General features: G+C 71.4%; 18 protein-coding genes. 8 read left to right on the top strand and 10 right to left on the bottom strand.

Annotation, left to right across the window (positions count from 1 at the left end):
• Window positions 1–36: 36 nt before the first annotated feature.
• From G4Z16_RS25110 to G4Z16_RS25095, 4 genes are all read right to left on the bottom strand, one after another.
• The gene (locus tag G4Z16_RS25110; protein WP_197352919.1) at window positions 37–1260 is read right to left on the bottom strand and encodes an MFS transporter; all 1224 of its coding nucleotides are present in this window, start codon (window positions 1258–1260) and stop codon (window positions 37–39) included.
• A gap of 326 nt (window positions 1261–1586) precedes the next feature.
• Complete coding sequence (locus tag G4Z16_RS25105) at window positions 1587–2627, bottom strand: endonuclease/exonuclease/phosphatase family protein (RefSeq protein ID WP_197352918.1); 1041 nt, start codon at window positions 2625–2627, stop codon at window positions 1587–1589.
• 295 nt (window positions 2628–2922) lie between these two features.
• The gene (locus G4Z16_RS25100; RefSeq protein ID WP_197352917.1) at window positions 2923–3543 is read right to left on the bottom strand and encodes a TetR/AcrR family transcriptional regulator; all 621 of its coding nucleotides are present in this window, start codon (window positions 3541–3543) and stop codon (window positions 2923–2925) included.
• A 162-nt stretch (window positions 3544–3705) separates the two neighbouring features.
• A complete protein-coding gene (locus G4Z16_RS25095; RefSeq protein ID WP_197352916.1) occupies window positions 3706–5301 on the bottom strand; it encodes an MFS transporter in 1596 nt (531 codons plus the stop codon).
• Window positions 5302–5496: 195 nt separating this feature from the next.
• Between G4Z16_RS25095 and panB the strand changes: the two genes are divergently transcribed.
• Together panB and G4Z16_RS25085 are read left to right on the top strand one after the other, a co-directional pair.
• On the top strand, window positions 5497–6363 hold the full coding sequence (gene panB / locus G4Z16_RS25090; RefSeq protein ID WP_197352915.1) for a 3-methyl-2-oxobutanoate hydroxymethyltransferase: 867 nt from the start codon (window positions 5497–5499) through the stop codon (window positions 6361–6363).
• 291 nt (window positions 6364–6654) lie between these two features.
• Complete coding sequence (locus tag G4Z16_RS25085; protein WP_197352914.1) at window positions 6655–7458, top strand: site-2 protease family protein; 804 nt, start codon at window positions 6655–6657, stop codon at window positions 7456–7458.
• On the opposite strand, the gene G4Z16_RS25080 is transcribed toward G4Z16_RS25085, so the two are convergent.
• From G4Z16_RS25080 to G4Z16_RS25070, 3 genes are all read right to left on the bottom strand, one after another.
• Window positions 7442–7663: a hypothetical protein gene (locus G4Z16_RS25080; RefSeq protein ID WP_197352913.1), complete on the bottom strand. Its 222-nt coding sequence runs from the start codon at window positions 7661–7663 to the stop codon at window positions 7442–7444. The two genes, G4Z16_RS25085 and G4Z16_RS25080, sit on opposite strands and share 17 nt — an antisense overlap.
• A gap of 186 nt (window positions 7664–7849) precedes the next feature.
• A complete protein-coding gene (gene npdG / locus G4Z16_RS25075; protein ID WP_197352912.1) occupies window positions 7850–8566 on the bottom strand; it encodes an NADPH-dependent F420 reductase in 717 nt (238 codons plus the stop codon).
• A 58-nt stretch (window positions 8567–8624) separates the two neighbouring features.
• The gene (locus tag G4Z16_RS25070; protein ID WP_197352911.1) at window positions 8625–9794 is read right to left on the bottom strand and encodes a sialidase family protein; all 1170 of its coding nucleotides are present in this window, start codon (window positions 9792–9794) and stop codon (window positions 8625–8627) included.
• A 240-nt stretch (window positions 9795–10034) separates the two neighbouring features.
• Here G4Z16_RS25070 and G4Z16_RS25065 point away from each other — a divergent pair, with 240 nt between their 5' ends.
• The 3 genes from G4Z16_RS25065 to G4Z16_RS25055 all read left to right on the top strand — a co-directional run bounded on the left by G4Z16_RS25065 (window position 10035) and on the right by G4Z16_RS25055 (window position 13975).
• Window positions 10035–10682, top strand: a complete 648-nt coding sequence (locus G4Z16_RS25065; RefSeq protein ID WP_197352910.1) for a hypothetical protein — start codon at window positions 10035–10037, stop codon at window positions 10680–10682.
• A gap of 261 nt (window positions 10683–10943) precedes the next feature.
• A complete protein-coding gene (locus G4Z16_RS25060) occupies window positions 10944–11960 on the top strand; it encodes a hydroxyacid dehydrogenase (RefSeq protein ID WP_197352909.1) in 1017 nt (338 codons plus the stop codon).
• On the top strand, window positions 11957–13975 hold the full coding sequence (locus G4Z16_RS25055) for a DUF2264 domain-containing protein (protein WP_197352908.1): 2019 nt from the start codon (window positions 11957–11959) through the stop codon (window positions 13973–13975). Before G4Z16_RS25060 ends, G4Z16_RS25055 begins: the two co-directional genes overlap by 4 nt.
• A gap of 513 nt (window positions 13976–14488) precedes the next feature.
• On the opposite strand, the gene G4Z16_RS25050 is transcribed toward G4Z16_RS25055, so the two are convergent.
• Window positions 14489–14728 carry a hypothetical protein gene (locus tag G4Z16_RS25050; protein WP_197352907.1) on the bottom strand — a complete coding sequence of 80 codons (240 nt, stop codon included), beginning with the start codon at window positions 14726–14728 and terminating at the stop codon, window positions 14489–14491.
• 52 nt (window positions 14729–14780) lie between these two features.
• Here G4Z16_RS25050 and map point away from each other — a divergent pair, with 52 nt between their 5' ends.
• Window positions 14781–15638 (top strand): type I methionyl aminopeptidase, encoded by an 858-nt coding sequence (gene map, locus G4Z16_RS25045; RefSeq protein WP_197352906.1) that lies wholly within the window; start codon window positions 14781–14783, stop codon window positions 15636–15638.
• A gap of 55 nt (window positions 15639–15693) precedes the next feature.
• Window positions 15694–16365, top strand: a complete 672-nt coding sequence (locus G4Z16_RS25040; RefSeq protein WP_197352905.1) for a biliverdin-producing heme oxygenase — start codon at window positions 15694–15696, stop codon at window positions 16363–16365.
• A 43-nt stretch (window positions 16366–16408) separates the two neighbouring features.
• On the opposite strand, the gene G4Z16_RS25035 is transcribed toward G4Z16_RS25040, so the two are convergent.
• On the bottom strand, window positions 16409–16825 hold the full coding sequence (locus G4Z16_RS25035) for an SH3 domain-containing protein (protein WP_197352904.1): 417 nt from the start codon (window positions 16823–16825) through the stop codon (window positions 16409–16411).
• 416 nt (window positions 16826–17241) lie between these two features.
• Here G4Z16_RS25035 and G4Z16_RS25030 point away from each other — a divergent pair, with 416 nt between their 5' ends.
• Complete coding sequence (locus G4Z16_RS25030) at window positions 17242–18228, top strand: SCO2278 family lipoprotein (RefSeq protein ID WP_197352903.1); 987 nt, start codon at window positions 17242–17244, stop codon at window positions 18226–18228.
• 107 nt (window positions 18229–18335) lie between these two features.
• On the opposite strand, the gene G4Z16_RS25025 is transcribed toward G4Z16_RS25030, so the two are convergent.
• Complete coding sequence (locus tag G4Z16_RS25025; protein ID WP_197352902.1) at window positions 18336–19103, bottom strand: bifunctional DNA primase/polymerase; 768 nt, start codon at window positions 19101–19103, stop codon at window positions 18336–18338.
• Window positions 19104–19164 lie beyond the last annotated feature (61 nt).

The following is a 19164-nucleotide window of genomic DNA, read 5'->3' as shown; positions in this document are numbered from 1 at the left end:
CGGCGGCGGGCGGTGCTTCGCCGCCGCCCCGGCAGATCACCCGGAGACGCTCTCCACCGGCCGCGCCCTGCGCAGGCCGGGCACGCCCCGGGCGACGATCCGCGAGCGCGACACGGTGGTGCCGCGGTCAAGCGCGCCCGCCAGCACGGCTATGCCGAGGCCGGCCAGCGCCAGCACCACACCCACGAGCATCGGCGAACGCCAGCCCCAGCCCGCGGCTATGGCGACGCCGCCGAGCCATGCGCCGCCCGCGTTGGCCAGGTTGAACGCGGACTGGTTGCCGGCGGAGGCCAGCGTCGGCGCGTGCCGGGCGTTCTGCATGATCAGCATCTGCAGCGGGGTGGTGGTCATGAATCCGAGCCCGCCGAGAACCACGACCATCGTCATCGCGGCCCACTTGATGTCGACGACCGCGTGGAAGGCGAGCATCGCGGCGGCGAGCGCGCCCAGACCCCCGTAGAGGGTGGGCCGCAGGGCGCGGTCGGTGAGCGGACCCGCCACCAGGGCACCCAGCGTCATGCCGATACCGAAGAGGGCGAGCACGATCGTCATGGAGGAGTCGGCGAGTCCGGTGACCTCCGTCATGATCGAGGCGAGGTAGCTGTAGACCGCGAAGACTCCGCCGAAGCCGAAGACAGCGGTGAGCAGCCCGAGTACGACCTGGCGGTGGCCGAGCGCACGGACCTCGTGCCCCACGCCCCGCTGGTGCTCCAGGGACAGGTGCGGTACGAGCGCGGCGAGGCTGACCATGGCGAGCAGGCCGATGGCGCTGACGACGAGGAACGTCGCCCGCCAGCCGAGCGCCTGACCGATCGCGGTGCCGGCCGGTACGCCGACGATGTTGGCGACGGTCAGCCCCAGGAACATCGTCGCGACGGCGCGTGCCCGCCGGTCCTCCGTCACGAGACGGGCGGCGACGACCGCGCCGACGCCGAAGAAGGCGCCGTGCGGCAGCCCCGCCAGCACACGCCCGGCGAGGAGCGCGCCATAGCCGGGCGCCAGCGCGGAGGCGAGGTTGCCGACGGTGAAGAGGCCCATGAGCAGCACCAGCATCCGCTTGCGCGGGACGCGGGCACCGACGGCGGTGAGCAGGGGTGCGCCTATGACGACGCCGATGGCGTAGGCGGAGACGAGGTAGCCGGCGGTGGGCACGGAAGTCCCCATGTCATCCGCGACGTTGGGGAGGAGCCCCATCATCACGAACTCGGTCGTGCCAATTCCGAAGGCGCTGATCGCAAGCGCGAGCAAGGCCAGAGGCATGGGCGGGAAACCTTTCAGGGCAGGGTCGAGCAAGGCGTCAGGAGGTTCATGGGATGTGTGTGCGCTCGGCGTGCGCGCCGAGAGTGCCTACGGCGCCTGCCGCACTGGCACAGCTTCTTATGTTCTCACACTGAACAAAGTCTCTCAGACGTCATGCCGCCACGGCCGCCATCTGTGTTTCAGGACGGCAACAACCCGCCGGATCAGGCGTGATTCACACCACGGGCCGCCAGGACCTGTCGTCCTGGCGGCCCGTTGACCGGCGCTGTGCGCCCGGTGCCGTGTGCTGTGTGCGGGGGCGTGTGAAGAGCGCCACCCCGCCACGTCTAGAAGTCGACGGAGGCCGCCACCGGAAGGTGATCGCTGCCGGTGGTGGGCAGGGACCAGGAGGAGACCGGCTCCAGTCCCTTCACCATGATCTGGTCGATCCGCGTCGTCGGGAACGACGCGGGCCAGCTGAAGCCCGGGCCGTCTCCCGCCGCGCCCTGCGTCGAGCGCATCTGGGACGTGACGGGGGCGAGGGCACGGTCGTTCATCGTGCCGTTGAGGTCTCCGAGCAGCACTGCCTTGCCCGTACGGTCCTGCGCTATGGCCTTCCCGAGCGCCTCGGCGCTGTCGTCCCGCTGCCCGGCGGTGAAGCCGGAGGCGAACTGCAGCCGCACGGACGGCAGATGAGCCGCGTACACGGCGACGTCGCCCTTGGGCGTGGCGACGGTCGCGCGCATCGCACGAGGCCAGCCCATTTTGATGTCGACGGTCCGCGCGTCCCGCATCGGGTACTTGCTCCACACGCCGACCGTGCCGACGCGCTTGTGGTAGCGGTACGCACCCGCCATTCCCTTGTCGTACTGCCTGGCCTGCGACCCCGCGACCTCCTCCAGCGCGACGATGTCGGCGCCGGAGCCGGAGAGTTCACGTGCGGTGCGCGCCGGGTCGGGGTTGCCCGCGTTGACGTTGTGCGTGACGACGGTCAGATCGCCGCCCGTGCCGGACTTGCTCGTGAACTGACCGCCGAAGAGGTTCAGCCACACGAGGGCCGGCAGCAGCAGCGCCACGAGTGCGATCAGGGACCGGCGCAGCAGTGCGATCAGCGCCAGTACGGGCACGAGGACGCCGCCCCAGGGGAGGAAGGTCTCCCAGAGCGAGCCCAGGTTGCCGATGGTGTTGGGCACCTCGGAGTGCAGGAAGAGAGCGAGACCCAGCAGCACGGCGAGCACGGCGAGGAACCAGCCGCGGCGCCAGGCTCCCGGCCCGCCCCAGCGGGCGAACACCCGGGGCGCCAGACTCCCGTAGCGGCGGGCGCGGGATCCGTCCCCGTACCGCTCGCCAGAAGTCTTCGAGGCCTCCGCCATGTACCCGCGCGCCATCCGCTGTCCTCACTCGCTTGCCGTTGCTTGTCGAACGATAGGTGATGCGGAACCGGGAGTTCCCTTCCGACGAACGTCCAACACGACCACCCGTCCCGCAGGAGTGGCTCGGTGGATCCCATGTGCCGTTCAGGACGAACACCCGGCCAGGTGAGGTTCCTGCCATGAGCCACCGCGCGGGGTTCTGTGACGGATCACGCACACGGGCCGCGGAGGGAACCGCGTACCGGGAGGGCACCCCGCTCGACCGGGGAGCCGCCCCGCCTGCACACCGGCGCCTCAGGAGCGGCCGCGCTCACCTGCCGGGGCGCACGCCGTCCAGCACGGAATCGACGATCTGCTCGGCCAGCCCGTCCGGGAGGTCCTTGCTTTCGTGGAGGACCGTACGGGTGAGCATCGGCCCGGTGAAGAGCTCGCCGAGCAGCCCGAGGTCGATGTCGTCGCGCAGCTCGCCGGACGCGACGCCCCGCCGCAGCACGCCGTGAAGGGTCTCGCGGCGGGCCTTGATGACGCTGTCGTGGTACTGCTGCCACAGCTTCGGGTGGCTCTTGACGTGGCTCGTCATGGTCCGCAGTACGGCGGACTGTCGCTTGGCCATCCCCACGCGCCTGTACCACTCCAGGAGCGTGACGAGATCGTCCCGCACGGAATCACCGCGCGGCTGGGCCGGCGGCTCCTCCAGCGCGTCCACGACGGCCAGCAGCAGCTCGTCCTTGCCGCCGGGCCAGCGCCGGTAGACGGTCGCCTTGCCGACCCCCGCGAGCCGTGCGACGCCCTCGATGGAGATGGCGTCGATGGACGTGCCCTCCTCCAGCAGGCGGAGCACTCCCTCGACGATCGCGCGCTCCGCCGCCTCGCTCCGGGGGCGGCCGCGCCGCGCGGGCGCGGCTTCGGCCGCGGGCGGCGTCGGGTTCATCGTGGCGCTCCTTCTTCACGGGCTTCCGTCGAGGGCTTCCGTCGCGGGTCGCACGCAGGGCCGACGGACGCTGCCCGAAGGCCGCTTCTCACCTGCCGGCCGGGCCGCCCGATTCTGTCACGGCCCGGCCCTCCGACCGCTTGACCATCGCTCGAGTTCCGGTCAACTTCCCGCACCCACGGGCGTCTTGGTCTCCTCCTGCTCCGGCGGTTCGGTGGCGTCCTTGCCGGCCCGCGGCTTGCCGGGCAGCCAGAGGGCCACGACCAGCGCGCCCAGCAGTGCCACGGCGGCCGAGCCGAGCACGGTCACGTGCATCGCTTCGATGAAGGCGTTCTTGGCCGGATCCACCAACTCGCGCCCCGCGGGCCCCAGTCGCGACGCCACCGCGAGTGTCCCCTCGATCGATTCCGCGGCGGCGTGCCGCGCGCCCTCCGGCAGCGGCAGCTGCGCCAGCCGGCCCTCGATGCCCTCCCGGTAGCGCGCAGAGAGCAGCGAACCGAGCACGGCCACGCCCATGGCGCCGCCGACCTGCCGGAACGTGTTGTTGACGGCCGACCCCGACCCCGCCTTCTCACGCGGCAGCGACTGCATGATCGATACCGTCGCGGGCGGCATGATGTGCGCCATCGCCGTGCCCTGCAGGAAGAACACGACCTCCAGCGCCCAGATCGGCGTCGTACGACCGAAGAGCAGGAACGCCGCCATGCCCGCCCCCACCAGCACCATGCCGCTCGCGCAGACCAGTTTCGCTCCGAAGCGGTCGACGACCAGCCGTGCACGCGGCGCGAAGATCAGCTGAGCGAGGGCGAGCGGCATCATCAGCAGCCCCGCCTCCAGGGCCGAGAAGCCGCGCACGCTCTGCATGTAGAAGACCGCGAAGAACGTCACGCCCATCAGCGCGAAGAAGACGAGCGCGATCGCGACGACGGCTGCGGAGAACGCCGGGTTCCTGAAGTAGTTGACGTCGATGGCGGGATGATCGCTGCGCCGCTCGTGGAGCACGAAGACGACGAGGATTGCCACTCCCCCGCCCATGGTCAGGAGCACCTCGGGGTCGGTGAAGTCGGCGAGCTGGCCTCCCTTGATGATCCCGTAGACCAGCAGCACGAGACCCGCGATGGACAGCAGCACGCCGAGCGGGTCCAGCCGTCCCGGCTTCGGGTCGCGGGAGTCGGGGACCAGCAGCACCATGGCCGCGAGAGCGACGAGGACGATCGGCACGTTGACCAGGAAGACCGAGCCCCACCAGTAGTGCTCCAGCAGCGCGCCGCCCGTGATCGGTCCGACGGCGATGGCGAGCCCCACGCCGCCCGCCCAGATGCCGATGGCCTTGGGCTGCTCGTCCCGCTCGAAGACGTTCATGAGGAGCGCCAGCGTCGAGGGCATGACGAACGCTCCGCCGAAGCCCATCACGGCCCGGAACGCGATGAGTTGCTCCGGCGAGGTCGCCATGGCGGCGAAGACGGAACCCGCCCCGAAGACGACGAGGCCGAAGAGGAGCACACGCCGGCGCCCCAGCCGGTCCCCCAGCAGGCCCGCGGTGAAGAGGAGCCCGGCGAAGACGAGGGTGTAGGAGTTGATCGCCCACTCCAACTCGCTCTGGCTCGCTCCGAGTCCGGTGGGCGCCGGCTGGGCGATGGTCTTCATCGCCACGTTGAGGATCGAGTTGTCCAGGACGACTATCAGCAGGCTCAGCATCAGCACGCCGAGGATCACCCAGCGTCGGCGGTGCACGTTCGGGGGCACGGGGGAACTCATGGCCAGCACTCTAGCCCATTCCGATACGATGCCGTCTCGTATCGGATACCGAGGGCGGCCGGCCCCGCCTTCCTTCTCTTCCTTCGGCCGACGGTGCGTGCCAGCATGGAGGGGTCTCCAGGCGAAGCCACTGGGGACGTATCCGGGGACGCCGTCAGGGCGCCTCGAGACGAACACACACAGGAGCGTTCAGCCATGCCTGATGCGCAGAAACAGGACGGGCCCTCCAAGAAGCAGCCCGCAGCTCTCTACGGCGGCGTCCGCAACCGCCGTGTCACCGTCCGCGACCTGGGCTCCGCGAAGGAGCGCGGTGAGCGATGGCCCATGCTCACCGCCTACGACGCGATGACGGCCTCGGTCTTCGACGAGGCGGGCATCCCCGTCCTGCTCGTCGGCGACTCCATGGGCAACTGCCACCTCGGCTACGAGACCACGGTCCCGGTCACTCTGGACGAGATGACCATGCTCACCGCCGCGGTCGTACGGGGCACCAAGCGGGCCCTGATCGTCGCCGACCTCCCCTTCGGCACGTACCAGGAAGGCCCCGTACAGGCGCTGCGCAGCGCCACCCGGCTCGTGAAGGAGGCGGGAGCCGGTGCGGTGAAGCTGGAGGGCGGCGAGCGCTCGGCGCACCAGATCGAGCTGATGGTGCAGTCCGGCATCCCGGTCATGGCCCATGTCGGCCTCACCCCGCAGTCCGTGCACGCGATGGGTTACCGGGTGCAGGGCCGCGGCGAGGAGGCAGCCCAGCAGCTGCTGCGTGACGCCAAGTCGGTGCAGGACGCGGGGGCGTTCGCGGTCGTGCTGGAGGCCGTCCCGGCCGCACTCGCGGCCGAGGTCACACGCTCACTGCACGTACCGACGGTCGGCATCGGCGCCGGAGCGGACACCGACGCCCAGGTCCTGGTGTGGACGGACATGGCGGGGATGACGGCGGGCCGCGTGCCGAGTTTCGTAAAGCAGTACGCACAGCTTCGCCAGACGCTCGGCGACGCGGCGAAGGAGTTCGCGCAGGACGTGATCGCGGGCGACTTCCCCGAGGAGCGGCACAGCTTCGCCTGACCGGCGGTTCGGCTGAGGGCCGGCCTCGCCCGACCGCCGTCTCTCCGACCGCCGGCACCGTCCATGAGCGGGGCCGCCCGGTGCGTTCGCGCGCCGGACGGCCCCGCTCGCAGGCGTGGCCGCGGCCTTCGGCGCGGGCGCTCGGCAGGACGGCGCGAGCGGCGGCGATGTGGGCGCGGCACGGCGCCCCGCGGGGACATTCCGGGACCGTACGCCCGTGATCGGGACGAAGTCCCCCAAGGGACGGGACCGTTGGCCGGGCCCTTCACGCTGCGGGTACGGTCTGACTCCATGACCAGCGCCTCCACCCATCCGGACCACCACCGCATCAGCCCGGTCTTTCTCGGGCTCGCCGCGATCATGGCCGTCTCCGGCTGGGCGGTCTGGTCGGGCCTGGCCGACGTGACCGGTGTGGCGGTCTTCTTCTTCGTCGTGTCGGGCTGGGTCGTCTCGCTGTGCCTGCACGAATACGCGCACGCCCATACGGCGCTGCGCAGCGGCGACACCTCGGTCGCGGCGAAGGGCTATCTCACGCTCAACCCGCTGAAGTACACGCACGCCCTGCTGAGCATCGTGCTGCCCGTCGCCTTCGTGGTGCTCGGCGGCATCGGGCTGCCGGGCGGCGCGGTCTACATCGAGCGCGGCCGCATCCGCGGCCGCTGGCGGCACAGCCTCATCTCCGCCGCCGGGCCCGCCACGAACGCCCTCTTCGCAGCGGTGCTCACGGCTCCGTTCTGGCTGGACGCGATGGCGGACGTACCGTTCGCCTTCCGCTACGCCCTCGCGTTCCTCGCGATGCTCCAGGTGACGGCGGCCATCCTGAATCTGCTGCCCGTGCCCGGCCTTGACGGCTACGGAGTGCTGGAGCCGTGGCTCTCACCCGCGGCGCGCCGGCAGGCGGAGCCCTTCGCCCCCTTCGGGCTGCTGGTGGTCTTCGGCTTCCTGTGGGTCCCGGCCGTCAACGGCGTCTTCTGGGACGCGATAGGCCACGTCATGGGCGTGCTCAACGTCACGGAACTGGACGTGAGTTACGGCTACGACTTCTTCCGCTTCTGGCAGGGCGAGCCCGAACTCTCGGTCACTCCGCAGCCGTAGTGCCGGCGGCGGACGTGCGCCGGGCCTTGCGCCCGTAGTACCAGGCCATGTTGGAGGCGAGACCCGCCAGCAGCACCCATACGACGCCGAGCCAGCTGCCCTTGACGAACGAGATCACCGCCGCGATCGCGGCGAGGACGCACAGAACGGTGGCGTAGAGGGCGATCCCCCGCGGCGAGCGGAGGGAGGCGGCGGGGGCGGACATGCGGGCGGCTCCAGTCGGACGTGCGGCGGGGACGGCGGTACGGGACGGGCGACGCCCGGCCCGGCCCGGCAAGGGGTCACGGTGCGCGGCGCGAGCGGTCCTCGTGCCCTGCGAACCGGACCGCCTCGGCCATTCTCCCCCATCGCCCGCAGTGGTCCCCGGGCGCGGCCCGGCCCCCGCCACGGCTCACAGGTCGGTGAGCCGGATACCCGCGTGCACCTTGTAGCGACGGTTGACGGAGACCAGGTTGGCCACGAGCGATTCCACCTGGTGCGCGTTGCGCAGCCGTCCCGAGAAGACGCCCCGCATGCCCGGGATGCGCCCGGCGAGCGCCTGCACGACCGCGCAGTCCTCCCGGTCCTCGCCGAGCACCATCACATCGGTGTCGATCTTCTCGACGGCAGGGTCCGAGAGCAGCACCGCGGAGAGATGGTGGAAGGCGGCGGTGACCCGGGACTCCGGCAGCAGCGCCTCGGCCTGCTGTGCGGCGCTGCCCTCTTCGGGACGGATCGCGTAGGCGCCCTTCTTGTCGAAGCCGAGCGGGTTCACGCAGTCCACGACGAGCTTGCCGCGCAGCTCCTCGCGGAGCGCCTCCAGCGTCCTGGCGTGCCCGTCCCACGGCACGGCGACGATCACCACGTCCGAACGGCGCGCGCACTCCGCGTTCTCGGCGCCCTCCACGCCCTGGCCCAGCTCGTGCGCGGCCTGTTCGGCCCGTTCCGCGGCACGCGATCCGATGACGACCCGCTGGCCCGCCCTCGCCAGCCGGTAGGCCAGGCCACGGCCCTGATCGCCGGTGCCGCCGAGGACGCCGACGGTGAGGCCGGAGACGTCGGGCAGGTCCCACGGGTCCTTCCGGGGCGCGGGTGATGAGGACGCGGACGCAGATGCAGAGGAAGTCATGTGCAGGATCCTGCCACCCGGCCCACCGGCCGCGCCTCAGTCCCAGCCGTGAAGGTGATCACGTCTGGGTGCGCACGGAGCTCTGCTCCGCCTCCGGATCAGGGGCCGCCTCCGCCAGCTCCGAGACCGGTATCCGCCTGAACGTCACCGTCGCGTAAGGGCTTTCGTCCCCCGTCTCGTACAGCAGGCCGAGGGTGTGGTCGTCGATGCGCACAAGATCCGAGTAGGCGGCGGGCCGGTCGTCCACGGTGTGCACCGTCCTCCAGTTCGCGCCGCCGTCCGTCGACGCGCGCAGCGTCATCCCCCGCCTCTCCGCGGGGTCGCCCGGCGCCGAGAAGACCAGCACGTCAGGGTCGTTCAGCTGCAGCACGCTCGCCTCGACCACGGGCGCGGTGAGCTGGGGCTGCGGCGCGAAGGGGGCGAGCAGCCCCTCGCCGCCGTCCTCGGAGTGGGCGTCGGCGCGGTGCTCGGGTGCGATCGCTTCGGTGCGGGTGTTGAAGTAGATGCGGCCGTCGGGGAGTTCAGCGGCTGTCGTCTCGTTGACGTTGACCCAGCCGTCCGGGTTGTCGTCGATGTAGCCGATGTGCCAGGTCCGGCCGCCGTCGTCGCTGATCACGTCGTGACCGCCGTTGTAGCGGGCTTCGGTGCCGTCGTCGTCGCCCTCCGGGGGCAGCGAGTGGTTGGCGGGAACGACGAGACGGCCCTCGTACGGAGCGCGCTCCAGGCGCAGGGCGTGGCCCGGTGTCGTCGCGTACCAGCGCCATTCGTGCAGCTTGGTCGACGAGGTGATCTCCCGGCCCTCGGGCCACGTCGCGCCTGAGTCCTTGCTCTCCTTCACCCACACGCGGCGGCTCTCCTTGTACGAGACCTCTCCGCGCCGGATACGGCTCTCCGTCGCGTCGGCGGCGTTGGTGACGTACACCAGGACGATGCTTCCATCGGTGGCGTCCTCCCCCTCGCCCTCACCGGCGGGGATCACGATGGGCGACGGATTTCCCGCGGTGCCCGACGCGTGCGAGGCGGCGACGTGCAGCTCGCCCCAGCTCCGGCCGCCGTCGTCGGACCGGCGCGTGACGATGTCGATGTGACCGGCATCGCTCGCGGAGTCGACCCGGCCCTCGGCGAAGGCGAGCAGCGAGCCGTCGGGCGCTCGGACGCACGCGGGGATGCGGAAGCTCGCATAGCCATCGCTTCCCGCTCTGAAGGGCACGGAGGTCTCGTACGGCATGTGCGGCTCCCAACTTCCGGGCTCGGGAACGGAGTCGACAGATGCCCGAAAGTAAGCAGACGGCAACAGAGCGTCAATGAAACGGGAGATGAACATCCGTGCCGGTGTCACAGCAGGGCGCGTCCTCCCTCTCCCCCCGGCGCCTCCGGCGGCCTGTGCGGTGTCCCCCGTCACATCCGTACGGGTGACCACAGCCGAATCGCCCGTCGCGCAAGGGCTGTTGAGGCATCATGCCGGGCAATGGATGCAGTACGAGTCGCACATCTGCGGGAAGCGCTTGCGGGAACGGAATGGGTGCAGTCCGCGCGCCGGTTCGCCGGATCGCTGCGTACGTCCGTCACGCCGCACCGGGGCGGTCTGCTGCTGGTCGGCACCGAGACGTACGAACCGTGGCACCTGGCGGCACACCTGGACGACGAGGCCGCCTGGTCCGGGCAGCCCGAGCTGTCCCCGACGCTCGTACGGCACCGCGTACCGCCGGCCGCTCCCGCGCATCTCTCCGCCGGGCTCGGCCGGATCGAGGCGGCGGGCCGCAGGGAGACGGTCCTGGTGGTGTCCCCTGGCGATCCGGGTCCGGAGCTGCTGGAACGCGTGCACGACGCACGACGGGCGGGTGCCACGGTGCTGGCGCTGGACGAGGGCGGCGGCGCGGGCGGCACGGCCGAGCTCCAGGGCATCGCGCACGACGCGCTGAGCGCCGACGCGGCGGAGGTCGACCTCGAAATGGTCCAGCATCTGGTGAGCGCGGCGGCCGGGGAGACCTTCCAGGGGCGGCGCGGCCCGAGCGGCGCGCCGGGCCTCCCCGCGGCCGGCTCGCGCCCCACGTTCCGCGACCGCCTCTCGCGCATCGCGGAGCAGCTCTCCGCCCCGCCGCCGACCCGCTGGTGAGAGCGATTCCCGCGACGAGGTGACAGGGGGCACCTCCCAGGCCGGAGGCTCTGGGGGAGGTGCGGCGGCAACGGCCGCCGGCTGGGCGGTTCTTCCGCAGCCGCCGCTGCTCCCTCTGCGGGGTCGCCGGCGGAGCCGTCCGCTGCGCCCGCTGCTCGCGCGCATCAGAACGGTCCCCACGCCATCTGGCGCGCCGGACCGGCACGGGGCAGGCTCGTACAGATCCGGCCGCCGGGCCGTACCAGCCAGCGCAGGAGACAGATGCCCGCTCCCCGCCGTCCCCGTGCCGCCCTCGCCATGGACCCCGCCGCGGCCCGCGCCGTCCTCCACGACGACGTGCTCGCGGAACTCGCCGAACTCACCGATCCGTCACCGCTCCCCGCCCTCGACGAACTCGGCAGCGACCGGGCACGGCAGGTCCTCTCCAGCACCGAGCTGCTGATCACGGGCTGGGGCTGCCCGCCCCTCGACGAGGCCGTGCTGGCGTCCGCCCCGCATCTGCGAGCGGTCGCGCACACCGCCGGCAGCGTGCGGGGGCACATCACCGACGCCTGCTGGGAGCGCGGCATCGAGATCTCCTCGGCGGCGGCCGCCAACGCCCTCCCGGTCGCCGAGTACACGGTGGCGATGATCCTCCTCAGCGGAAAGAGGGTCCTGGAGACTGCCCGCGACTACGCGGCCGCACGGGCCCGCGCCGACTGGCTGCACGACCGTCCCGGCATGGGCAACTACCGCCGCACCGTGGGCATCCTCAGCGCCTCGCTGATCGGCCGCCGCGTGATCGAGCTGCTCCGCCCCTACGACTTCCAGGTGCTGCTCCACGACCCGTACATCAGCACCGAGGAGGCCGATGCGCTCGGCGCACGCCCGGTCCCCCTGGACGAGCTCTTCGCGCAGTGCGACGTGGTCAGCGTCCACACGCCGCTGCTGCCCGAGACCCGCAGGCTGGTGGGCCGCCGGCTCATCGGCCTCATGCGGCAGGACGCCACCCTCATCAACACCGCGCGCGGCGCCGTGCTCGACCAGGACGCGCTCACCGAGGCCGTGCGGGCGGGCCGCGTCCGCGCCGTGCTGGACGTGACCGAACCGGAGGTGCTGCCACGCGAACACCCGCTGTGGGACTGCGAGAACGCGTTCATCACCCCGCACATCGCCGGTTCCCTCGGCAACGAGCTGCGCAGGCTCGCGGACCTGACCGTCTCCGAAGTCGCCCGCTGGGCCCGCGGCGAGGGCTTCGCCCATCCCGTACGACGCGAAAGGCTGGCGTTCCTCGCATGACCGCGACCGCTGCCGCCCCGGGACCCGTCCCCTTCGAACTGCCGCCGGAGAACCGGGAGTTGAGCCCTTTCACGGGCTGGACCCGCGCCCACTGGGAGGCCACCGCCGATGGTCTGCTGACCGCCGCATGGCGCTTCGCCACCCCGCGTGGGGCGATGCTCGACCTGCCGGGCCGCCCGTCCCGCACGGGGGTCCGCTCCGACGGGCTGGAGGGCTACGCGCGCACCTTCCTCGCCGCCGCCTTCCGCGTCGCCGGTGCGCGGGGCGCCGACCCGGACGGCCGGCTGGAGCGGTACGCGGACGGGCTGGCGGCGGGCACACGTACGCCCGGACGGGACGACGAGGAGTCGTGGCCGCCGATCCTCGACCACACCGTCTACGGCCAGCCGATGGTGGAGTCGGCGTCCGTCGCTCTGTCGCTGCGGCTGACCCGGCCGTGGCTGTGGGACCGGCTCGACGAGGACGTGCAGGACCGTGCCGAGGAGTGGCTGCGGGGTGCGCTGCGCCACGTGCCCGCGCCCAACAACTGGTACCTCTTCCCGCTGACCGTCGCCGGGTTCCTCGAATCGGCTGGGCGCGGCGACAGCGCGACGCGGCAGGCGATCGAGCGGGGACTTGAGCTGCTGGAGAGCTGGTACAGGGGCGAGGGCTGGTACGCGGACGGCGACGGCCGCGCCTTCGACCACTACAACGGCTGGGCGCTGCACCTCTATCCGCTCCTTCACGCCCATCTCGCCGAGGACTCCGGGCAGTTGGCCCACCACGGCGCCCGCCTCCGCGCCCATCTCGAAGGCTTCTCCCTGCTCTTCGACGGCAACGGCGCCCCGCTGCACTTCGGACGCTCGCTGACCTACCGCTTCGCCGCGAACGCCGCCGTCGCCCTGGGCGCACTGACAGGTCATACGCCGTTGACGCCCGGCGTCTCCAGGCGGCTGCTGAGCGGATCCGTGCGGTACTTCCTGGACCGGGGCGCGGTCAGCCGGGACGGCCTGCTCACGCTGGGCTGGCACGGCCCGCACGACGCCACGCTGCAGGACTACTCCGGTCCCGCGTCGCCGTACTGGGCATCCAAGGGCCTGCTGCCGCTGCTCGTACCGGAGGACGACCCGCTGTGGACCGCCCGCGAGGAGCCGGCACCCGGCGAAGGTCCGGCGCGTGCGGTCGCGCTGCCCTCGGCGGGCCTGCTCATCCAGACGGGCGGCGACGGGACGGTGCGGCTGCACAACCACGGCAGCGACCACGTGCCGCCGCACGAGGGCGAGAGCGCACGGGCCGCCGACTCGCTGTACGCGCGGCTCGCCTACTCCACACGTACGGGCCCGACGGCGGCCGGCAACGTGCCCGACAACCACTTCGCCGTGGAGGTGCAGGGCCCGAGCGGCACCGCGGTCCGCAGCGCACGCGTACGCATCCACCCCATGGGCGCCGCTTCCGCTCCCGACGGGGCGTGGGGCTGGGCGGCGTCCTGGCACACACCGGTCTTCCCCTCCGGCGGCCCGATGGTGCCGGGGCTGCGGGTTCAGAGCCTCACGTATGTGCGAGGCGGCCTCGAGCTGCGCGTGCACCGCGTGGTGGGTGCGCCTCCGGGGGCGCGCGTACGGCTGACGGGCTGGGCGACGGGCGTTCCGGATCACGAGGCGCACGAGCCGGCGCCCCACGAGCCGCCCGGGTCTCCGGCGCTCCACGGCCTGCACGGCCTGCACGGCCTGCACGGCTGGGACGAGAACGCTCCGGCCACCCTGCGCGCCCCGCAAGGCACCGCCTTCACCCGCTGGGCCCTGGTACCGGCGGTCACCGGCGACGCCGAGGGCACCGCGCTGTTCGCCGCACTCGCCACGCTCCCGTCCGGCGCCGGACCCGAGGCCGAAGCGGACGCGGTCCCACTCCACGACGCCGCCGCCCTCCTCTCCGCGGACGACACCTCCGCCGTGGTCCGCTGGAGCGCGGACGGCTCCCTCACCCGCATCGCCTTCACCCCGTACTCGGCCGAAGTCACCACGTCCCAGGGCCCGTAGCACCCGCTCGGAGACCCGGCGGACGACGGCACGCGCGGCGTACGAGAGCACACGGCGACGAAGGCGGACGCGGTGAAATCCGTTGCCGGGCGCCCGCCACACGCCCGAGCACGGCCGCTCGTGTCCACCGCTTCCCGCGCTTCCCGGTCGCCCTCTTCCCCTTCCTCGCCGAGGACTTGGGCGCCGAGTGATCGCTGCGCCTGCTGTACGCGGCGCTGCCCTTCGGCTCCACGCTCGTCAGCGCGACGATCGGCCGGACGGTCCGGATCCCTCGGAACGGCCGGGCTGTCGCGTGGGCTCCCATGGGCTGGGGCGCGGCGACGGCGGTGGCGGGCCTGCTGGCGCTGTCGCTGCCGAACCCGATGTCGTACGACGCCCGCACGGACCCGCACGCCCACCGCGTGCGGGAGCAGCGGACGGCCACCGCAGCGGCACCGGAGGGGGCGGCACAGGGCGCGGGGCATGAGCCCTCACCCGGCAGCCACCTCCCGCCTCCGCGTCGGCCGTCAGCTGTCAGCCGCCCGAGCCGCCGTCCCCGTCACGCCGCGGCGCGTCGCTCCAGCGAGGGTCGTTGTCCCAGGCCTCGTTCTTCTTGTGGACGGTCTCGATCGCGCGGGACGCCTCGGCTCTGGTCTCGTAGGGGCCCAGCCGGTTCTTGGCAGGGCACTCCGGACCCTCCTCGACCTTGCCGTGCTTGATGCAGTAGTACCACTCGCCCGGTTTACCTGGCGCATTGCGCTTGAAGAGAGCCATACAGTCATGCTCCCCCCTGAGCCCCGGACGTACCACAGTTAGACTCGCGCACATGTCTGGCCAGTCATTGCTCTCTCCTGGTGAACTCTCGCCGCACCGCACCGTCCCCGCCTCGATCCCGCGTCCCGAGTACGTGGGCAAGGACGCCCCCACCCCGTACACGGGGGCCGAGGTGCAGGACAGCGAGACCATCGAGAAGATGCGCGTGGCCGGCCGCATCGCCGCGAGGGCGATGGAGGAGGCCGCACGGCACATCGCTCCGGGCGTCACCACGGACAAGCTCGACGAAGTGGCGCACGCCTACATGTGCGACCACGGCGCCTACCCGTCCACCCTCGGCTACCGGCGGTTCCCGAAGTCGCTGTGCACGTCGGTCAACGAGGTCATCTGCCACGGCATCCCGGACTCCACCGTCCTGCGCGACGGCGACATCGTGAACCTCGACGTGACCGCCTACATCGACGGCGTGCACGGCGACAACAACGCCACCTATCTGTGCGGAGACGTCGACGAGGAGTCCGCGCTGCTCGTCGAGCGCACCCGCGAGGCGCTCAACCGCGCGATCAAAGCCGTACGCCCGGGCCGGCAGATCAACATCATCGGCCGCGTCATCGAGTCGTACGCCAAGCGCTTCGGCTACGGAGTGGTCCGTGACTTCACGGGCCACGGCATCAACACCTCGTTCCACTCCGGCCTGATCATCCCGCACTACGACGACGAGCGGGCGACGACGGTGATGAGGCCCGGCATGACCTTCACCATCGAGCCCATGCTGACGCTGGGCACCCACGAGTGGGACATGTGGGAGGACGGCTGGACGGTCGTCACCAAGGACCGCCGCCGCACCGCGCAGTTCGAGCACACCCTCGTGGTCACGGACTCCGGGGCGGACATCCTCACGCTGCCCTGACCACTCGGAGCGCTCGCGGGGTTTTTCCGACAGCCTGTCGGTAAAGAATGGCGTCATGACCTCACGGCTGCCGGCACATCTGCCTTTCTCGACCCTGATCCGTGACGCCACGAAGGCGCAGCACACTCAGGCGGAGAACTCGACGTTCATGAGCGACATGCTCAGCGGCAGGCTCGGCAGGGAGGCGTTCACGCGCTACACCGAGCAGCTGTGGTTCGTCTACGAGGCCCTGGAGGAAGCGGCGCGCCGGCTCGACGACGACCCGGTCGCCGGCCCGTTCGTGCGGCGGGAGCTCTTCCGCCTCCCCTCCCTCGAACGCGACCTCGACCACCTGCACGGCACGTCCGCATGGCGCGGCACGATCGCTCCGCTCGCCGCGACGGAGAGCTATACGAGGCGCATCGCCGAGGTCTCACGGGACTGGCCCGGCGGTTACGTGGCCCATCACTACACCCGCTACCTCGGCGACCTCTCCGGTGGCCAGGTCGTTCGGGGTACCGCGGAGAAGAACTGGGGCTTCGCACACAAAGGCGACGGGGTCCGGTTCTATGTCTTCGAGGACATTCCGAACCCCGCCGCCTTCAAGCGGGGGTACCGCGAACTGCTCGATTCGGTACCGGCCGACGACGAGGAGAAGTGGCGCATCGTCGGCGAGTGCGGGCGCGCTTTCACGCTCAACACGGCTGTCTTCGAGGAGCTGGCAGCTCCCGCTCCGACAGCCGGCTGACGCGCCGAGGCGGCACCGGCCGCTCAGCGGCGCACCCGCGCCGTCAGCCCATGGCCTTCTGGGCCTTCGCGGTGTTGTTCAGGGCCGAGGGGCGTACGTCCTTGCACCACTTCACGTGGCCGACGGCCTTCGTGTAGCGACCGCTGATCCAGAAGTTGCTGTGCCGCAGCTTGTACCAGATGGGGTCGCCGTGGATGAGCTGGGCACGGATCTTGCAGTCCAGGCCGCGCTTGGCGCCGTAGGGGAGGACGTACTTCACCGAGGAGTCCGTGCTCGGGTACTGACGGACGTTCAGGCCCGACCTTGCGAGGACGATGCCGTAGGGCTTCTTGGGGTGGGCGACTGTGTCGGCGGAAGAAGGGGACGCCTGTGCGGTGCTCGCCCCGAGGAGCGAACCGCCCATGAGGACGGCGCAGGCCGTGGCGGCGATCCGTACACGACGAGCAGTAGTGGCAGCCATTCAGCTGCCTCCTTTCCGTATGCCGTGAGCGGGTGGGGCTCCTCGACGCGTACCGGGACGCGTTCTGCACGGACGACCACACGCCGGATCACGGGACAACTGGGACGTTCTGCCCGATTTTATGCAGCTCTGTGGTGGTCTATCGGGTTTCACACGCGCGATCCGCGGCTTCTGTTCACCAGTGCGGACGGACGCGCCGGATGCTCCCGGAACACCGGGGACGGATCGCGAACCCCGCGGAGTCCTCGCAGTTGACGGGGTGCCATACGGAACCTCCCAGGAGGCTCCACCGGGCCCCCCTGAGATCCACCCCGAAGGCGCGCATGATTGCATACGGGCGCCCGGTGCTGTGAGACGAACGCCTTGGGCGGGGCGATAAGGTGCTATACCGCAAGCGGGGCGGGGAGGACACGAGAATGAATGCGCGGCAAGCGCGGCGGACGCGGCTGCTCGGGGCGTCGACGGCCACGGTGGTGCTGTCGGTGGCGCTGTCGGGATGCGTGACGGTGCACGGCGAGACGGCGGTGATCCCGGCGGTCTCCAAACCCGACGCGAGGAAGATCCTCAAGGAGTTCAACGCCACCAGCAACAAGGCCAACTCCTCCCACGACCCCGGGCTGAACTCCACCATCGAGACGGGCGCACTCGGCGCCATAGACGGGGCGGGGCTCAAGTCGCGCAAGAAGCTGGCACCGAAGGGCAACCCGGGCTACAAGCCGCTGCGGCTCTCCGACCCCCGCTTCCTGATTCCCAAGCAGGCGGGCTGGCCCAAGTTCTTCGTCGCCGACGTGCGCAGCAACCGTACGGCGGAAGGGCGTTGGCTCCTGGTCTTCCAGCGCGACGACGCCAACTCCGACTGGCGGGCGTCGTATCTGGCGGTCCTTCAGGACTCCGAGATCCCGGAGTTCGTCACCGGCAAGGGCGGCTATGCGAAGGCGGTGCTCGGCGGTCCGCGCTCGAAACTCGTCGTCGCGCCGGACGAGATGAGCGACGCCTACATCGGCTATCTGGGCGAGGGCACCGGCGACTTCGCTCCGGGCGAGCACACCAGCAAGCGGCGCGCGCAGCGCGAGGGGTCGGCCAACCGGCCCGGAAAGCGGACCGAGTTCGCGGACGTGCCGGCCAAGGCGCCGCAGTACGCGGCGTTCGGGCTGCGCACCGCGGACGGCGGCGGGCTGGTCTTCTTCGCCTCGCAGCACCACACGAAGGAGACCTACGCGAAGGGCTACAAGCCCCCGGTGAAGGAACCGCTGGTGAAGGCGCTGATGACGGGCACGCCGCGTCAGTCGGTGACCTATGTGCGCGTCTCCGAACAGGTCGTCAAGGTGCCCGCGAAGAAGGACGGCGGGGAGATCGAGTTCCTCAACCGGATCGACGGCCTCACGGCGGTCAAGGGCGAGTAGCCTGCGGCCGGGGCGTCGTCGCCTCCGGCACCGCCCACAGACCCCGTCCCGTCAACTGACGTGTTGCGGCGGCCTGTTCACCGGGCGAAGCCGCCGTCGACGTGTCGTCAGCGCACCGGCCAGGCCGCCGTGTCCTCGCCCACGTGCTCCGCGCACGCGTCGGTGAGCGCTTCCAGCAGGGTCAGCGGTTCGGGCAGCGATTCCGTCCCGCCCGTGGCCTCACCGTCCGATGTCTCCGGGGGACGCACCCAGCGCACCTCGCGGTTCTGCCCCGTCCCGGGCAGGGTCGCGGGCGGGACGAGCACGTAGCTGCCCCGGCAGTGCCAGCGCAGGCCCGGGTGCTCGTCCATCGTCTCGGGGTGGCAGTCCAGTTCGCACGGCCACCACTCGTCCTCGTCGTCGGGGGTGCGGGTGGCGGTGAAGAAGAGCATCCGCTCGTCCCCGGAAACGGCCACCGGGCCGAGTGGCGCCTTCTCCGAGTCCAGCCGTTCCAGCGCCGCCCAGCCGGCCTCCGCCGGGACGTCGAGCACGTCGTGGTCGCGGCCCGTCGCGGTGACGAAGTTCGCCAGCGGCTGGCTCTGCGCCCAGCGCTCGATCTGTGCCGCGTCGGTGGTGGCCTGCGTCTGCCATCCGAAGGACAGAGGGTGGCGGCCGGGAGTGGGACAGCCGATGCGTACGCACGAACAGCCGTACCCCGAGGGGTGCGCGGCGGGCGCGAGTGGAAAGCCCGCCGCTGCGGCGGTCAGCAGGAGTTCCGTACGGGCGCGGGCGGCGTCGGCCTGTGCGACGGCGCTCCTGGACCTGGAGGTCCTCACCCTGGGGCCGCTCCGCGTGAAGTGACGCAGCCACCGGTCGAACCTGCTCTCGCGTTCCATCTATCGCCTCACTCCGCAACTCCGCGACGACACCGTGGATCTCCGAGGGTACGCAGCACAG

Origin of the sequence: Streptomyces bathyalis (genome assembly GCF_015910445.1) — a bacterium.
Taxonomy (GTDB): domain Bacteria; phylum Actinomycetota; class Actinomycetes; order Streptomycetales; family Streptomycetaceae; genus Streptomyces; species Streptomyces bathyalis.
Note: the sequence above shows the minus strand (reverse complement) of the source record. Positions and strands in the feature narration are given on the sequence as shown.